We start from the raw sequence: 16,519 nt of genomic DNA on the forward strand, positions 1-16,519 counted from the left end.
GAACCAGAAATAAATCACCGAAAGCCGTCCGCCCGGATGCTCGCACAAACGCGGTAGGTGGTAGGGTATGCGCCAACGACCGATCGTGAAAAAAAACCAACTGTGCCAACGACCTGTCATTGATCGTCAACCTGGCACCCCACCATGCCGCACCGCAGCACCTCCCAACACCGCCGCCGCCCACGCTTGCTCGTGGTCGACGACGAGGCACCGCAGCAACGTGCGCTGTGCGAAATCCTGATCGACCAGGGTTATGACGTCGTGGGCTGCACCGATCCGCTGGTGGCGCTGGACAAGCTCGACCAGTCCCCCTTCGAGCTTCTGCTCACCGACCTGCAGATGCCGGGCATCGACGGCATTGAGCTGACCCGCCGGGCACAGGCGGTGGCGCCCGACATGGTGGTGGTGCTCATGACGGCGCACGGCAGCATCGGCAGCGTGGTCGACGCCATGAAGAACGGCGCCATCGACTACGTGCAGAAGCCGTTTCGCATCAGCGGCATCGTGCCCGCCGTGGAGCGCGCGCTCGAAGTGCAACGCCTGCGGGTGAACAACCGCCGGCTCGAAGCCGAGGTGTCGCAGCAGGTCAAGGAGCTGGTGGCCGTCAACCAGGAACTCGACGCCTTTGCCGCGCGGCTGGCGCACGACCTGCGCGGGCCGCTGGTGAACATGCGCAGCATCCTGGCAACGACGCTGCAGGATTCGGGCACGCAGCTGGACCGGGAGCAGGCCGAGCTGTTGCGCCTGGGCGTGCAGTCGGGCGACCTGGCGCTGCGCATGGTGCGCGACCTGCTCGAGTTCGCGCGCCTGGGCAACCAGTCACTGACCATGGCCCCGCTGCAGCTCGACGACGTATTGCAGGCCGCGCTGGCCACGGTCAAGCCCCAGAGCGAGGGTCGCGAGATCGACTGGAGCATCGGCCCGCTGCCGACGCTGCAAGGCCATGCGGGCCTGCTGCAACAGGCGTTTGCCAACCTGCTGGGCAATGCCATCAAGTACACCTCGGCGCGCGCCGTGGCCCACATCTCGGTGAGCGCCCAGCCCTTGCCCGACGGAGGCCAGGCGATCGTGTTTTCCGACGATGGCGCAGGCTTCGACCCCAAGCACGCCGATCAGCTCTTCAAACCGTTCCGGCGCCTTCACACGGCCGACGAGTTCGTGGGCGAGGGCATGGGCCTGGCCAATGTGCGGCGCATCGTGGAGCGCCACGGCGGCACGGTGACGGCACGGGGGCGCCTGGGCGAAGGCGCCAGCTTCACGATCGTTTTTCCGCCGCAGCCGTCGGCTTGAGGGCGCGAGGCGCTCGCAGCAGGCCCAGCAGCGCCACGGTGCAGAACGCCGCGCTGACCCAGAAGGTGGTCGCGGGGCCCCAGCGGTCCCACACCAGGCCGGCCACCACACTGGCCAGCAGCATGGCCACACCACTGATCAGGTTGAAGAAGCCGAACGCGGTGCCGCGCAGGTCGGGCGGCGCCACCTCGGCCACCATGGTGGCCAGCAGCCCCTGTGTCATGCCCATGTGCACGCCCCACAGCGCCACACCGACCAACACCACCGCCCAATGGCTGCTGCTGCCCAGCACCAGGTTGGCTGCGATCAGCACCACCAGCCCCCAGGCCAGCAGCCGGTGGTGGCTCACCCGGTCGGACAGCCAGCCGAACGGGTAGGCGGACAAGGCGTAGACCGCGTTCATCGCCACCATCACCAGCGGCACCAGCGCCAGCGCGATGCCGCTGCGCTCGGCGTTGAGCACCAGAAAGGCCTCGCTGAAGCGGGCCAGCGTGAACACCGCGCCCACCCCCACCACCCACCCGTAGGCCGGCCCCAGGCGGCGCAGGTTGTCGCGCCGGATCGGGTTGACCCGCCGCGCCTCGGGCGGGCGGGCCGGCTCCTTCACCCCCACCACGAGCAGCAGCACGGCGAGCAGGCCCGGCACCACCGCCACCCAGAACACCGCCCGGAAATCGTTGGCCCACAGCAGCATGAGCGCCACGGCCAGCAGCGGGCCGGCGAAGGCGCCCACGGTGTCCAGCGACTGGCGCAGCCCGAAGGCCGCGCCGCGGATGCCGGGCGGCGCGAGATCGGCCACCAGGGCATCGCGCGGCGCACCCCGGATGCCCTTGCCCACGCGGTCGAGCAGCCGGGCGGTGAGCACCACGCCCACCGACGGCGCCAGCGCAAACAGCGGCTTGGTCAGGGCGCCCAGGCCGTAGCCCGCCACGGCCAGCCATTTGCGGCGCCCGAGGTAGTCGCTGAGCACGCCGGAAAACACCTTGGTGATGAGCGCCACCGATTCGGCCAGCCCCTCCACCAGACCCACCATGAACACGCTGGTGCCCAGCACGCCGACCATGAACAGCGGCAGCAGGCTGTGGATCATTTCGGAGGACACGTCCATCAGCAGGCTCACGAAACCCAGCACCCAGATACCGGCGGGCAACTGGCGCAACGCGCCCGGGGATGGCTTGGAGGAAGGTGTGGACATGGGCAGCTTCGACAGGCCCGGCCATGGCAGCCGGACCCCCATCGTGCCCGAAAGCCGATGATGTCGGCATGACACCGCTGCTCACGCCCCAACAGACCGCAGACGCCCTGCCCTACCCCGAGCTCGCCGCAGCCATCGAGGCACTGCTGCGCGACACCTCCGTGGTGGTGCCGGCGCGCACCGTGCAGCCGCTGGCCGGCGGTGGCAGCCTGTTCGTCATGCCGGCCTGCGACGCGCGCCTCGCCATCACCAAGCTCATCACCTTCATCCCCGACAACGCTTCGCGCAACCGACCCGCGATCCAGGGCGACATCGTGGTGTTCGACGCCGTGTCTGGCCAGCGCACCGCCATCCTGGACGGCCCCACCGTGACGGCACGGCGCACCGCGGCGGTGTCGCTGCTGGCGGCGCGGCTGCTCGCGCCGCGCACCGACGGCCCCCTGCTCATCGTGGGCGCCGGTGTGCAGGGCCGCGCGCATCTGGAGGCGTTTCACGCGGGCCTGGGTGTGCAGGAGGTTTGGGTGGCCTCACGCAGCCCGGCCAGCGCCGACGCCCTGGTGCTGCATGCGCACCGCCTCGGCATGCGCGCGCGGCGGGTGGCCGATGCCGACGCCGCACTGGCCAAGTGCCCGCTGGTGGTGAGCTGCACCCCGGCCCAGGCCGTGGCCCTGCATGCGCAGCCACGCGCCGACGCCTTCGTGGCGGCGGTGGGCGCGTTCACGCCGCGCATGGTGGAGTGGGCACCCGAAGTCTGCCGCTGGCTGGCGGTCCAGGGCCGGCTGGTGGTGGACACACGTGACGCCGACCACGAGGCGGGCGATCTGCTGCAGGCCGGGATCAACGTGCACGCGCTGGCCACGCTGGCCGACGTGGTGCGCGATGCGACTACGCACCGCCGCCACGGACCGGTGTTCTTCAAGAGTTGCGGCTGGGCCGGCTGGGACCTCGCCGCGGCGCGCCTGGCCCTTCAGCGCTGAACCTTCAACGGTAGGTGGCCAGGTGGATGCTGGTCTCGGTGCTCTGGATGCCCTTGATCAGCCGGATGCGCTCCAGCACCTGCGAGAGCTCGGTCATGGAGCCCGCGCTGAGCTCGGCCAGCAGGTCCCAGCGGCCGTTGGTGTCGTGCAGCGCGGCCACGCCGGGCTCGCCCAGCAGGCTGGAGATCACCGCGCGCGTCTGGTTGCCGTCCACCAGCACCGCCATCCAGGCGCGGATGCGTTCGGGCTCGGCCTCGGGCCGCAGGCGCACCGTGTAACCCACGATCAGTTGCTGGTCTTCGAGCTTGCGGATGCGGTTGGTCACCGTGCCGCGCGACACCTTGAGGCGGTGCGCCAGCTCGGCCACGGTGGCGCGCGCGTTCTGGCGCAGCTGGGCAATCAGGGCCTGGTCAATGTCGTCCATGTTCGCATTTTGACATTCACGTCTGCCGTTTTGCTGCATTTATTCGGTTTTTGGCAGATTTTTGCCGATTCACATTGCCACGCGGCTGCGGGACACTGCTCCTCATGACTTCGAGCACCACCATGAACCCCGCCAACACCCTCTTCCTGAGCGCGCCCGCCGCCGCCGCCTTGATCAACCGCCACGGCATCCCGCAGACCCTGCGCGGCATGCGCGACGCCATCGCCGAGGACTTCGCGCGCTGGGGCGATTTCGACAAATCGGCCCGCGTGGCCAACCACAGCGCCGACGGTGTGATCGAACTCATGCCGATCGCCGACGACACGCTCTACAGCTTCAAGTACGTCAACGGCCACCCCAAGAACACCCAACGGGGCCTGTCCACCGTGATGGCCTTCGGCGTGCTGGCCGACGTGGCCACCGGCACCCCGCTGCTGCTGTCCGAACTCACGCTCACCACCGCGCTGCGCACCGCCGCCACCTCGGCCCTGGCCGCGCAAACGCTGGCCCGCCCCGACAGCCGCGTGATGGCGCTGATCGGCAACGGCGCGCAGAGCGAGTTCCAGGCGCTGGCCTTCCAGCACCTGGTGGGCATCACCACGCTGCGCGTGTTCGACGCGGACCGCAGCGCCACCGCCAAACTCGTGGCCAACCTGGCCCACAGCGGCCTGGACATCGTGGTGTGCGAGAGCACGGCAGACGCCGTGCGCGGCGCCGACATCGTCACCACCATCACCGCCGACAAGACCAACGCCACCATCATCACGCCCGAGATGCTGGCGCCGGGCATGCACATCAACGGCGTGGGCGGCGACTGCCCCGGCAAGACCGAGCTGCACGCTGCGGTGTTGCAGCGCGCCAGCGTGTTCGTGGAGTACACGCCGCAAACGCGCGTGGAAGGCGACATCCAGCAAATGCCGGCCGACTTCGCCGTGACCGAGCTGCACGATGTGCTGGCCGGCCGCCAGGCCGGGCGCACGCACGCCGAACAGATCACCGTGTTCGACTCGGTGGGCTTCGCGCTGGAGGACTACTCGGCCCTGCGCTTCATGCACAGCCTGGCGATTGCGCAGGGCATGGGCACCACGGTCTCGCTGATCCCCGAACTGGCCGACCCGAAAAACCTGTTTGGTGCGCTGCGCCCGCAGGTGGCGGCAGCGCCGTTGCGCCTGGTGGCCTGAACCGGCGAGGCCGCGCTCAGGGCCTGGCCACGTGCCAGGCGCCCCGCATGCCCTCGGCCATCTTGTCTCCGGGCTTCTTGTCGTTGACGAAACGGTAGAGCGGGCGGCCCTTGTAGGCCCACTGCTTCTGGCCGTCGTCGCGCACGATGATGGTGTTGTCGCCCTGCGGCTTGTCCGTGTCTTTGGCCGCCAGATGCACCCAGCTCAGCGCACAGGCGTTGATGCACACACTCTTGCCCGGCACCGTGAGGTCGTTGTCGAACACATACAGCGTGAGCCCCGCGGCATCGGTGAGGACGCCACCGGCCTCGCGCGGCTGGGCCTGGGCCAGGCCCACAGCAGCCAGGGCGAGAAGAAGGGTCGGAATGAGGGCCGGTCTGAAGTGCATGGTGGCGTCTCCTGAAAAACAGATGGGCGTTGCATGCTGACCCGACTGCCGACCTGGTGCGTTGAGCGCGCTCAGCGAACGGCAGAGCAGGGCGGAACGAGAACGCCTTCATAAAGGACAAAAAGCCAATGTCCTTTAAAAAACTCCTTATGGATCAATCACCTGCCTGACATCACGAGCTCAAAGAAGATGCCGATCACGAAAACTTCCCTGTCATTTGTCCTTTATGTTCCTGCTTGGCCAACCCATAGCGTCTCCAGCGACGTTCACCGACATAGCTGACCTGCCCTGCCGTTGCCAACTCATCCAACGCCCGCTTGACGGTCTTGGCAGAAATTTCCGTACCGATTCGGCGGTTCACGTCGGTCGTTGAAGAATTCGGGTAGCGGGCCAGGTCTTCCAGAATCAGTGCCTGGAGCCGGTGCGGCGCAATGCGACTGAGGGTGGTCTTGCTGTCCAACTGCACCCCGCGCAACCAGTCGGGGGCAACGAAATAACGCATGCCGGAGGTCTTGCCCAGGGTCAAGACAAGACCAGTACGCAGCAGTTGCCCCAGCCACGCCACCAGTTCATCCACACCTTCCGCCGCCAAGGCAGCGGCCAGTTCACGCGCCGTCAATCCCTCGGTTTGCGCCAAGACCCCCAGCGTGATGCGCTCGCGCTGCGTCAACTGAAAACGCGCGTCCGCCTCCGACACCAGGCGCATCACCTCGGGCTTGGCAATGCGCCGTTGGATCGTCACCTTCACCCAGTCAGGTCCCTCCTCGGGCAGCGGTGCTGGCCGGCCCTGCGATAGCAGCCGGTCGTAGATCAGGTCAAAGCCGCTGCCCTCGCGTTCCATCAGGCCCAGGTCGTGGAACAAGCGAGCCAGCCCCTCGTTGCGGCGCCGACTCGCGTGCAACATGGTGCGCGGCGTCACGCCCAGCGGCAGCCGGCCCGGGTTCACCACCTCCAGCCGCTCGGGGTAGAGGTTCAAGTAGATGTCGCCTTGCTGCGTGTAGGGCCGGTGCACCAGCGCATTGACGAGCAGCTCGCGCACCACCTTTTCGTCGTAGGCAGGCACGCTGCGCCGGTACAAGCCCTCGGCCACCTCGTAACTCTCGCGAAAGTCCGGCAATTCACGCCACACGGCGTCCACCAGCTCCACCGGCGACAGCGCACAGTCGTCCCACATCCACTTGTTGATCTTCTGCCCTTGTTCGTCGTACTTGATCGCTTGGACCAAAGGTGAAGTACCCAGCGCGCGCCGGTCCACCTGTGTGCCCAGAATGAGCACGCCGAGGCGCGTCAGGGTCTGCCCTTGGGTCAGCCCGTAGTGCGTAAGCAGTTCGTCGGCGCTTTTTTCCTTCACCGAATCCTTCACGCGGTCCGATGCTCGAATGGCCACGACGAAATGCACGAGCTTGTCGGCATCCGCCGCTTGGCGCGGTACCGCGCTGTCCATGGCCTCCCAGGGCCGGCCTGGCCGCTCATTGGCCAAGCGCAGCACATCGTCGCCCAGCACGGGCTGGCAACTGTCACCCACTCGAAGAAAGTAACGACCGTCGCGCGTGGAGGCCACGCCCGGTGAGCGATCGATCAACAGTTCGATGAACTCACCACCATTGGCTGCGCGCTGCAAACGGGGCAAGGCCTGCACGTTGACTGTGAGTTCCCCGATGCGCTTGCGCAGCCGGTCCAGCAACTCAGGCTCAACGCGCTGGTCGGACGGTGGCAGCACATGCCCGTCTTCAATACCAATCAACAACCGTCCACCCGCGCCGTTGGCAAAGCACACTGCGTCCTGCGCCAGCGCGGTCCAGTCGGCCGTTTTTCCGCTGGCGGTGCGCAGCGACTTGCGATCGGTGTGATGGTCTTCAAGGCTCATGGCTGTGAATTATGGCGAGGGGGTTGGCAAGGTTCCCGGCGAAATCGGCAATGGGACAGCATGTCAGCGACGACGAACTTACGCCGACTGCGCTTGCACCCACCGCACAAAAGCCACCACTGGCGCACGCGCGCGGTCGGTGGTGCGCACGCTCAAGAAGTGCACTGGCCGCACGATCTTCTGCAAACTGCGCTCGCCCAGCACCACCAGTTCGCCGCGCTCGATCTCGCGTGCCGCCAGGCGGGTGCTCTCCAGCGCCACGCCCATGCCGTCGACCGCCGCCGCAATCGCCATGGCCGCGCGGTCGAACGAGGGGCGGGGGCGCTGGGGCAGTTCCAGGCCATTCACCTGAAACCATTCGGCCCAGCCCACCGGGCTGAGTTGGGAGTCGATGAGCAAGAGGCGCTGGATCGCATGGGCGGGGCGTTCCCTGGCCACCAGCAAGGCGGGTGACACCAACGGCGCGATGCGCTCGTCGCCCAGCGAGACCACGTCCAGCCCGGGTTTGTGGCGCGCCGCTCCATAAGAAAGCGCCACGTCGATGTCGCGCACCACGCCCAGGTCCACCGCGTCAGCGCCGGTGGTCAGGCGGATGTTGATCGCGGGGTGCTGCGCCACGAACGACGGCAAGTTCGGGCCGAGCCACTTGAGCGCGAGGCTGGGCGCGCAGTGCACCGCCAGCACCTCGTCGTGCGTGGGCAGCTGCACCTCGGCGCAGGTGGCCTCCAGCGCGTCGAACAGACGGCCCAGGCTCTCGAACAGGCGCCGCCCTTCCTGCGTGGTCTGCACCTGGCGGTGGCGGCGCTCGAACAGCGCGCGGCCGAAGTGCCGCTCCAGGTCGCGGATCTGGTGGCTGATGGCCGAGGCGGTGAGGTGCAGCTCCTGCGCGGCGAGCGCAAAACTCTGCAAACGCGCGGCGGCCTCGAAGGTGCGCAGGCGCGCCAGCGGTGGAAGATTTCTCATGCAATGCGCTTTCAGATGAAACTGGCTCATGTTTCCATGAGCATTCATCGTTTGTCAATGCGCGCCGCTTGGCCGACCATCACGGCTTATCACCACCCGAGGAGACACCATGTCCGCCGTACTCGAAAAACTCTCAGCACTGGGCCAGAAGGAATACCGCCACGACCCGCTGACCGACCCCAAGGTCTCGATCTACCAGCCCGACCAGCCCGGCCTGATTTACCCCGGCATCCCCACGTTCGACGACGTGAAGCAGGAGCGCCAGTACCTGAAAGAACGCCTGGCCGGCGCCTGCCGCGCGTTTGCCCGCCAGGGCTTCGACTACGGCTTCGCCGGCCACCTGACCATCCGCGATCCCGAGCACCCGCACCTGTACTGGACCAACCCGATGGCGGTGCATTTCGCGCAGGTGAAGGTGTCCAACCTGATCCTGGTGGACCACCAGGGCCAGGTGGTCGAAGGCCGCCACGCGGTCAACCGCGCCGGCTTCGTGTTGCACGCGGCGGTCCACGAGGCGCACCCCGACATCATTGCCATGTGCCACGCCCACACGGTCTACGGCACGGCGTTCGCCTCACTGGGCCAGCCATTGCAGCCGATCTCGCAGGACGCCGCTGCGTTCTTTGAAGACCATGTGGTCATTGGCGACGAAGCCGGCCAGGTGGCGGTGGAAGTGAAGGCTGGCCTGAAGGTGGCCGACTGGTTCAAGGGCGTGAAAGCGGCCATCCACCAGAACCACGGCCTGTTCACCGCCAGCCGCCACAGCATCGAGGCTGCGGCGTTCTGGTTCATCGCGCTGGAGCGTTGCTGCCAGCAACAACTCGCCGTGATGGCCACCGGCGCCACCCCGCGCCTGGTGCCGGCCGAACGCGCGCGCTACAGCCGCGAGCACGTGGGCAGCGAGTACATCGGGTGGCTGCACTTCCAGGCGATCTGGAACGACCTGGTGCGCAGCGAGCCTGATCTGTTCGATTGAAAAAACGGTGCCCCCACGCTCCACCGCTGCGCGGGTCGCTGCCCCCCGAGGGGGCTGATCCGGCTTGGGGCGGCCCGGCGCCGGATCGCACGCGTGCGACAAGCGCGCTGTCCTGCGCGGCGTAGCATCGACCGCATGCCCCACACGCCCGCCGACCCCAGCCTCATCGACTCGCGCGTGGCTGCGCGCCGCCTGCTCACCACGCTGGGGCTGGTGACGCTGGGCAACAGCGGCATGTATGTGGTGGCGGTGGTGCTGCCGGCGGTGCAGGCGGAGTTCGGCGTGGGCCGGGCCGATGCTTCCCTGCCCTACACACTCATGATGATCTGCCTCGGCATCGGTGGCCTGTTCACCGGCAGGCTGGCCGACCGGCACGGCATCACGCCGGTGCTGCGAGTGGGCGCGGTGGCGGTGGCGGGTGGTTTCATCTGGGCGGCTTACTCAGGCAGCATCTGGACCTTTGGCCTGGCGCACGGGCTGCTGCTGGGCATGCTGGGCAGCTCGTCCACCTTTGCACCCTTGCTGGCCGACACGGCCCTGTGGTGGAACAAACGCCGCGGCATGGCGGTGGCCATCGCCGCCAGCGGCAACTACGTGGCCGGCACGGTGTGGCCGCCGCTGGTGCAGTGGGGCATCGAGACCATCGGCTGGCGCCAGACCTACATGATCCTTGGGCTGGTGTGCGGCAGCGGCATGTTCCTGCTGGCCAACCTCATGCGCCAGCGTCCGCCGCTGGTGGTGACCACCCCGGTGAGCGTGGGTGAGGCCGCGCCCGACACCAGCCGGCCCTTCGGTCTGAGCCCCAACCACGCGATGGCCCTGCTGTGCGTGGCCGGCGTGGGCTGCTGCGTGGCCATGTCCATGCCCCAGGTCCACATCGTGGCCTATTGCACCGACCTGGGTTTTGGCGCGGCGCGCGGTGCCGAGATGCTCTCGCTCATGCTGTTCTGCGGCATCGCCAGCCGGCTCATCTCGGGCTGGATCTGCGACCGCATCGGCGGCATCCGCACGCTGCTGCTGGGCTCGGCCCTGCAGTGCGTGGCGCTGCTGATGTTCCTGCCGTTCGACGGGCTGGTCTCGCTCTACCTGATTGCCGCGCTGTTCGGCCTGTTCCAGGGCGGCATCGTGCCGTCCTACGCCATCATCGTGCGCGAGTACTTCCCACCCCGGGAGGCGGGCGCGCGGGTGGGCGCGGTGATCATGGCCACGCTGGTGGGCATGGCCCTGGGCGGCTGGATGTCGGGCTGGGTGTTCGACCTGACCGGCAGCTACCACGCGGCCTTTCTCAACGGCATCGCCTTCAACCTGCTCAACATGAGCATCGCGCTGTGGCTGTACTTCCGGGTGCGCCGCATCACCCGCGCGCAGCTGGCCGGCGCTTGATCACGGCGGCCTTGCCCTGCGGTTCGTTCTGCCTGCGCACGCCGTCGAGCAAGGTCAGAAAGCGGCGCGCCGCCACGCCGAGCGGGCGCGCCTTCGGCCAGACGGCGTCCACCCACAGCGGCATGGCGTTGCTGAAATTCTCCAGCGGGATCTGCACCAGCTGCCCGGCGGCCAGGGGCGCGCGCACGAAGCCCTGTGGCAACCACGCCCAGCCCAGCCCGGCGATCACCAGCCCCATGGCGGCCACCGGCGTGTCGGTGCGCCATTGGTGGCGGGACATCACGATGCGTTCGTCCACGTCCCCCGAGTGGCGGCCCGCCACGATGATCTGCCGCTCCACCGCGAGGTCGTCCTCGCGCAAGCCCCGCGTGGCCTTGCGCCCGCTCAGCAGGGGATGCGTGGGCGCCACCACGGCCACCAGGATCTCGCGACCGACCTCCTGGAAGCCCTCGCGCGCATCGAGGCTCGCGCGCTCGAAGACCAGGGCCACGTGAGCGCGCCCGCTGTGCAACATGCCCAGGGCATCGGTCTGTGGCGCCGCCAGCACCTCCACCTCCAGCAGCGGGTGTTCGGCCGACAGCTGCACAAGTGCCGCGCTCCACGGCGTGGCCGCCAGCAGCTCCGGCGCCACCGCAATGGTCAGGCAGGGCTCCAGTCCCTGGGTGAGCGCCAGGGCGTGCGTGTCCAGCTTGAGCAGCTGCTCCGCCAGCAGCCGCGCCTGCGGCACCAGGGACACCGCTTGCGGCGTGGGCCTGGGCTCGCGGCCGCTGCGGTCGAACAGCACGAGGTTCAGGTCGGCCTCGAGGTGGGCAATCGTCATGCTGACCGCCGACGGCACCTTGCCCAACGACCGGGCGGCCGCCGAAAAAGAGCCGTGATCCAGCACCGCGAGAAACACCTTGAGGGATTCGAAGTCGAATTTCATCTGTCAGTTCTCCTGATAGAAGCTGACTTCCAGTATCAGCCACGCCGACATAAAGTGCCGGCATTGAAACAACGGAGTCGAGCTGTGCAGGGAATCTGGAGACGTGTGGTGTACATCAGTCTGTACGAAGTGGTGGCCATCGCGCTGGCCGGCTGGGGCTTGATGCTCATGTCGGGCCACAGCCTGCTGGACAGCGGAACGCTGGCCATCGCCACCTCGTCGGTGGCGGTCGTATGGAACCTCGTCTTCAACACCTTCTTTGAACGCTGGGAAGCGCGGCAAGCCACCACCGGGCGCAGCGTGAAACGGCGTGTGCTGCACGCGGTGAGCTTCGAGATCGGGCTGGTCGTCATGCTGGTGCCCCTGATCGCCTGGTGGCTCGGGGTGAGCCTGTGGCAGGCGCTGGTGATGGACATGGCGCTGGTGGTCTTCTTTCTGGTCTACACCTTCGCCTTCAACTGGGCCTTTGACGCGGTGTTCGGCCTGCCGGCCTCGGCCAGCAAGGGCATGGCGGTCCAGGCGCCCTGATGCCGCGCGCTCAGTGCGCCGAGCGCGCCATCTCGGTGGCCAGCGCGCCCAGCGTGCGCAGTGCCGCGTCCACGCGGTCGTCACCCGGATGACCGACGTTGAGGCGCAGGTGGTGGGTGAAGCGACGGTCGGCTGAAAACAGCGCACCGGGTGCGGTGCTGATCGACTGTGCGCGGGCCCGGTGGTGCAGCGCGAGGGCGTCCACCGAGGGCGGCAGTTCGAGCCAGATGAAATAACCGCCCTCGGGCCGGGTGGTGCGCGTGCCCGGCGGGAAATGCCGCTCGATCAGCCGCAGCGCGTGTTTTCGCTGCGCCGACAGGGACTCGCGCAGGCGCCGCAGGTGGCGGTCGTAGCCACCCTGGGCCAGGTAGTCGGCAAGTGCGAGCTGGGTGGGCAGCGCGGTGGCCAGCGAGGTCGTCATCTTGAGCCGCTCCACCCGTGGCGCATGGCGCCCGGCGGCGGCCCAGCCCACCCGGTAGCCGGGCGCCAGGCTCTTGGAGAACGACGAGCAGTGCAGCACACCACCGTCCTGGTCGAAGGCCTTGGCCGGCGGCGGGCGCAACGAGCCCGCATACAGCTCGCCGTACACGTCGTCCTCGATCAGCGGCACGCGGTGGCGCGCGAGCAACTCGACCAGCGCCTTCTTGCGGGCAGGCGACATCAGCGCGCCCAGCGGGTTCTGGAAACTCGGCATGAACCAGCAGGCGGCCACCTTGTGCCGCTCCAGCAGCACGCTCAGCGCCTCCAGGTCCACGCCGTCGCGCGGATCGGTGGCCACCTCCACCGCCTTCAGGTGCAGGCGCTCCAGCGCCTGCAAGGCCGCATAAAACGTGGGCGACTCGACCACCACCACATCCCCCGGCTGCGTGACCGCCTGCAGGCAGAGGTTGAGCGCTTCCATGGCCCCGTTGGTGATGATGAGTTCGCTCTCCGCCAGCGGCAGGCCCTGCAAGGCATAACGCCGACGCAGGGCCTGGCGCAGCCCTTCGTCGCCTGCGGTCAGGGCGCCGGTGATCCGGGCCGGCTGGAGGCCGCGCATGGCGCGTGCGCCGCACCGGGCCAGTTCGTCAAACGGGAACAGGTGCGACGCCGGAAACGCCGAGCCCAGCGGAACCACGTCGGCGTCGCGCGTGGACCCCAGCAGATCGAACACCAGCTCGCTGATGGCCACCGGCGTGGCTTCGCTGCGCGGTGCGGCCACCTGGGGGCCGGCCCGCACCGCGCGCCGAGTGGCCCGCACATAAAACCCGGAGCGAGCCCGCGCCTCGACCAGGCCCTCGGCCTCCAGCTGGGCGTAGGCCTGGAACACGGTGGACGGGCTCATGCCGCGCTGCTGGCAGGTCTCGCGCACCGAAGGCAGGCGCTCGCCCGGGCGCAGCACGCCACCCCGGATGGCCGTGGCCAGCTCATCGGCCAGTTGCTGGTAGCGGCTCAGGCGAAAATGGTTCATCGGCACCCACCATCTGATCTGGTTGTTTTTCAATAAATCTGAATCTTGCGCATCAGATGAATTGTGCCGAGGATACCCACATGCTCCCCATTCCATCCCTTGCCGCCCTGCTGCTCACCGCCTGCCTCCCGTGGGGCGCTGCCGCACAGCCTGCCCCCCGCTTTGAAGACACCCTGGCCCAACGGGTGCAGGCCTGCGCCAGTTGCCACGGCCAGCAGGGGCGTGCCCGCCCCGATGGCTACTACCCCCGCATCGCCGGCAAGCCGGCCGGCTACCTCTACAACCAGCTCAAGCATTTCCAGAACGGCCAGCGCAAACACGCCTTGATGGCACGCATGGTCGATCCACTGAGCGATGCCTACCTGTGGGAGATCGCGCACCACTTCGCATCGCTCGACCTGCCCCACGCGCCGGCCCTGCCGGCCCGGGCGCCGGCCGCCGTGTTGCAGCGGGGCGAGCAGCTCGCGCTGCGCGGCGACGCTGCTCGGCAGGTACCGGCCTGCACCGCCTGCCACGGCGCCGCACTCACCGGCGTGCAACCCGCCGCGCCCGGGCTGCTGGGCCTGCCCCCGGACTACATCAACGCGCAGCTCGGCGCCTGGCACAACGGCAACCGCCAGGCACAGGCACCCGACTGCATGGCCACCATCGCCCGCCGCCTGCCGGCCAAGGACGTGGCGGCCGTGAGCGCCTGGCTCGCTGCGCAACCCGTGCCGCAGGCCGCCGCGCCGGTGGCGTCCAGCGGCACCAAGGCCCCCCTGGCGTGCGGCAGTTTCACGCCGCCCGTGGCACCGAAACCGATGCCGGTGAAAGAGGTGCGGCCATGAGCGCGCCTCCGCTTCGTCGGCGTGGCAGCGGCGCGGTCGTGGCGCTGGTCCTGCTGGCCTTGTTGCTCTGTGCTGGCGCCTGGCTGCTCTGGCCATCCCGGCCCGTGGCCGTGCAGCCCGCCAGCCCCACCACCCGCCTGGACGACGCCGCCACCATCGAGCGCGGTCGTTACCTCGCCCTGCTGGGCAACTGCATGGGTTGCCACACCGCGCGGGGCGGTGCCGCATTCGCGGGCGGGCGCGGCATCGCCACGCCTTTCGGCACTGCGTACAGCAGCAACCTCACCCCCGACAGCACCGGTCTGAAAGACTGGAGCGCCGACGACTTCTGGCGTGCCCTGCACCACGGGCAGTCGCGCGACGGGCGCCTGTTGAACCCGGCCTTCCCGTACACCAACACCACCTACGTCACGCGGCCCGACAGCGATGCGCTGTTCGCGTTTTTCAGCAGCCTGGCGCCGGTGCAGGCGACCGCGCCCCCCAACGACCTGGGTCGGTACCTGGACTCGCAGGCCGCGCTCAAGGCCTGGCGCACGCTGTACTTCCGGCCCGGCGAAGCCATGGCCCCTGTGGCCGACAACGGCGCCGCGGTCAACGAGCTGCAACGCGGCGCTTACCTGGTGAACGGGCTGGCGCATTGCAGCGCCTGCCATGTGCCGCGCAACGCCCTGGGCGGCAGCAGCGACATGCTCTCGCTCGCCGGCGGGCTCATGGCGGCACAGGGCTGGTACGCGCCCTCGCTGCTCGACCCCGCCGACGGTGGCGTGCAGGAGCGCGAAGTGGCCGACATCGTCGCGCTGTTCCAGACCGGCCGCAGCGGTGGCCACATCGTCACCGGCCCCATGGCGGAGGTGGTCCAGCACAGCACGCAACACTGGGAGATCGGCGATCTGCAGGCCATGGCCGTGTACCTGAAGGCGCTTCCGGCGACCCGCAGCCGGGTGCTTCCAAAGACCGAGGCGCGGTCAGACACAGCGCTGGCCCGAGGCGGCAAGCTCTACGAACAGCAATGCGCGCAATGCCACGGCGCGCAGGGGCAAGGCATCCGGGGCAGCGATGGCGCCTGGGCCTACCCGGCGCTGGCGGGCAACAGCACCGTGCTGCAAGGCGTGCCAGCCAACCTGGTGCAGGCGGTGCTCTATGGCGGCTTCGGCCCCAGCACGGCGGGGCACCCGCGCCCCTTCGGCATGCCGCCGTTCGTACTCGACCTCAGCGGCGAGGACGTCGCCGATCTGCTGACCTATGTGAGGAGCGCGTGGGGCCACGACGCGCCACCGGTCTCGGCGCTCGACGTGCAGCAGCTGCGAAGCGCGGCCGCCAGATAGCCCCCATGCCCACGCCCACGCCCAAGCCCTGGATCGTTGGTCTCTGCGCGCAGTGGTGCCACGTTTGCCGCGACCTGGCGCCCGACTTCCTGGCCCTGGCGCGGGAGCATCCCTCGGCCACCTGGCTGTGGATCGACGTCGAGGACCACGCGGCACTGGTGGAAGCGCTGGACATCACCACCTTCCCCACCGTGCTGGTGGGCATGGACGATCAGCTGGTCTTCTTTGGCGAGGCGCCCGGCAACGCCGCGCGGTTCAGGTCGTTCCTGCAGCCCTTCGCGCTGGGCCGCGTGACGCAAGCGCCCCAGGCGCCCGACGAAGCGGCGGCCGAGGTCCTGGCGCGGCTGCAGCAGATGCCCGCGCCGCCAGGCCAGTTGCCAGCCTGAGCCAGCGGCCCCACGTCAGCCCTTGGGGTACAGCACCATCTGCGTGCAGCGGAACAGCGCGATCGTCTTGCCCGTCTCGCGGTGCGTGACGACCGCATCCCACACCTGCGTGGTGCGGCCCACATGGGCGGGCCGGGCCACGCACTCGATGGTGCCCTCCCGTGCCGTGCCCAGGTGGTTGCTCTTGAGCTCGATGGTGGTGAAGCCGGTGGCCTCTGCCGGCAGGTTGGCCACACAGCCATAACCACAACTGGTGTCGGCCAGCGTGACCACGCTGCCCGCGTGCAGGAAGCCGTTGGGCGCCATGGTGGTGGGCTTGACGGCCAGCTCGGCGCGGACCTCCTGTGAACTGACGTGTGTGAATACCAGCCCCAGGTGGCCGGGCAGGGCACCGGCCCCGCGCTGGTTGAATTCGGCTGCACTCGTGGTCATGC

General features: G+C 68.7%; 17 protein-coding genes. 9 read left to right on the forward strand and 8 right to left on the reverse strand.

Going from position 1 to position 16,519, the window contains the following annotated elements; translation table 11 throughout:
• The first annotated feature begins 144 nt into the window (after positions 1-144).
• On the forward strand, positions 145-1,290 hold the full coding sequence (locus F9Z44_RS19360) for a sensor histidine kinase (protein WP_159608324.1): 1,146 nt from the start codon (positions 145-147) through the stop codon (positions 1,288-1,290).
• Here F9Z44_RS19360 and F9Z44_RS19365 read toward each other — a convergent pair.
• Entirely contained in the window at positions 1,256-2,485 is a 1,230-nt protein-coding gene (locus tag F9Z44_RS19365; protein WP_159608325.1) for an MFS transporter, read from the reverse strand. The genes F9Z44_RS19360 and F9Z44_RS19365 overlap by 35 nt on opposite strands.
• Before the next feature lie 23 nt (positions 2,486-2,508).
• Between F9Z44_RS19365 and F9Z44_RS19370 the strand changes: the two genes are divergently transcribed.
• Positions 2,509-3,462 carry a delta(1)-pyrroline-2-carboxylate reductase family protein gene (locus F9Z44_RS19370; protein WP_443135132.1) on the forward strand — a complete coding sequence of 318 codons (954 nt, stop codon included), beginning with the start codon at positions 2,509-2,511 and terminating at the stop codon, positions 3,460-3,462.
• 4 nt (positions 3,463-3,466) lie between these two features.
• Here F9Z44_RS19370 and F9Z44_RS19375 read toward each other — a convergent pair whose 3' ends face one another.
• Entirely contained in the window at positions 3,467-3,886 is a 420-nt protein-coding gene (locus tag F9Z44_RS19375; protein ID WP_159608327.1) for an Lrp/AsnC family transcriptional regulator, read from the reverse strand.
• A 122-nt stretch (positions 3,887-4,008) separates the two neighbouring features.
• Here F9Z44_RS19375 and F9Z44_RS19380 point away from each other — a divergent pair, with 122 nt between their 5' ends.
• Positions 4,009-5,067: an ornithine cyclodeaminase gene (locus F9Z44_RS19380; RefSeq protein WP_159608816.1), complete on the forward strand. Its 1,059-nt coding sequence runs from the start codon at positions 4,009-4,011 to the stop codon at positions 5,065-5,067.
• Between the two features lie 16 nt (positions 5,068-5,083).
• On the opposite strand, the gene F9Z44_RS19385 is transcribed toward F9Z44_RS19380, so the two are convergent.
• The 3 genes from F9Z44_RS19385 to F9Z44_RS19395 form a co-directional block, all read right to left on the reverse strand.
• Positions 5,084-5,455: a COG4315 family predicted lipoprotein gene (locus F9Z44_RS19385; protein WP_159608328.1), complete on the reverse strand. Its 372-nt coding sequence runs from the start codon at positions 5,453-5,455 to the stop codon at positions 5,084-5,086.
• 196 nt (positions 5,456-5,651) lie between these two features.
• Positions 5,652-7,322 (reverse strand): ATP-binding protein, encoded by a 1,671-nt coding sequence (locus F9Z44_RS19390; RefSeq protein ID WP_159608329.1) that lies wholly within the window; start codon positions 7,320-7,322, stop codon positions 5,652-5,654.
• Between the two features lie 78 nt (positions 7,323-7,400).
• On the reverse strand, positions 7,401-8,285 hold the full coding sequence (locus tag F9Z44_RS19395) for a LysR substrate-binding domain-containing protein (RefSeq protein ID WP_201449990.1): 885 nt from the start codon (positions 8,283-8,285) through the stop codon (positions 7,401-7,403).
• 109 nt (positions 8,286-8,394) lie between these two features.
• Between F9Z44_RS19395 and F9Z44_RS19400 the strand changes: the two genes are divergently transcribed.
• Entirely contained in the window at positions 8,395-9,261 is an 867-nt protein-coding gene (locus F9Z44_RS19400; RefSeq protein WP_159608330.1) for a class II aldolase/adducin family protein, read from the forward strand.
• Positions 9,262-9,396: 135 nt separating this feature from the next.
• A complete protein-coding gene (locus F9Z44_RS19405) occupies positions 9,397-10,644 on the forward strand; it encodes an MFS transporter (protein WP_159608331.1) in 1,248 nt (415 codons plus the stop codon).
• Here F9Z44_RS19405 and F9Z44_RS19410 read toward each other — a convergent pair.
• Positions 10,616-11,569 carry a LysR family transcriptional regulator gene (locus F9Z44_RS19410; RefSeq protein ID WP_159608332.1) on the reverse strand — a complete coding sequence of 318 codons (954 nt, stop codon included), beginning with the start codon at positions 11,567-11,569 and terminating at the stop codon, positions 10,616-10,618. The genes F9Z44_RS19405 and F9Z44_RS19410 overlap by 29 nt on opposite strands.
• An 84-nt stretch (positions 11,570-11,653) precedes the next feature.
• Between F9Z44_RS19410 and F9Z44_RS19415 the strand changes: the two genes are divergently transcribed.
• Positions 11,654-12,097, forward strand: a complete 444-nt coding sequence (locus F9Z44_RS19415; protein ID WP_159608333.1) for a PACE efflux transporter — start codon at positions 11,654-11,656, stop codon at positions 12,095-12,097.
• A 10-nt stretch (positions 12,098-12,107) separates the two neighbouring features.
• On the opposite strand, the gene F9Z44_RS19420 is transcribed toward F9Z44_RS19415, so the two are convergent.
• Positions 12,108-13,547: an aminotransferase-like domain-containing protein gene (locus F9Z44_RS19420; protein WP_159608334.1), complete on the reverse strand. Its 1,440-nt coding sequence runs from the start codon at positions 13,545-13,547 to the stop codon at positions 12,108-12,110.
• 80 nt (positions 13,548-13,627) lie between these two features.
• Between F9Z44_RS19420 and F9Z44_RS19425 the strand changes: the two genes are divergently transcribed.
• From F9Z44_RS19425 to F9Z44_RS19435, 3 genes are read left to right on the forward strand one after another with little or no spacing between them, the layout of a single operon-like run.
• Positions 13,628-14,374, forward strand: a complete 747-nt coding sequence (locus F9Z44_RS19425; protein ID WP_159608335.1) for a c-type cytochrome — start codon at positions 13,628-13,630, stop codon at positions 14,372-14,374.
• The gene (locus F9Z44_RS19430) at positions 14,371-15,699 is read left to right on the forward strand and encodes a c-type cytochrome (RefSeq protein ID WP_159608336.1); all 1,329 of its coding nucleotides are present in this window, start codon (positions 14,371-14,373) and stop codon (positions 15,697-15,699) included. The genes F9Z44_RS19425 and F9Z44_RS19430 overlap by 4 nt, the downstream gene beginning before the upstream one ends.
• A gap of 5 nt (positions 15,700-15,704) precedes the next feature.
• Positions 15,705-16,085, forward strand: a complete 381-nt coding sequence (locus F9Z44_RS19435; protein WP_159608337.1) for a thioredoxin family protein — start codon at positions 15,705-15,707, stop codon at positions 16,083-16,085.
• A gap of 15 nt (positions 16,086-16,100) precedes the next feature.
• On the opposite strand, the gene F9Z44_RS19440 is transcribed toward F9Z44_RS19435, so the two are convergent.
• On the reverse strand, positions 16,101-16,517 hold the full coding sequence (locus F9Z44_RS19440; RefSeq protein ID WP_159608338.1) for a PaaI family thioesterase: 417 nt from the start codon (positions 16,515-16,517) through the stop codon (positions 16,101-16,103).
• Positions 16,518-16,519: the final 2 nt, after the last annotated feature.

The organism is Hydrogenophaga sp. PBL-H3, from assembly GCF_010104355.1.
Lineage (GTDB): Bacteria > Pseudomonadota > Gammaproteobacteria > Burkholderiales > Burkholderiaceae_C > Hydrogenophaga.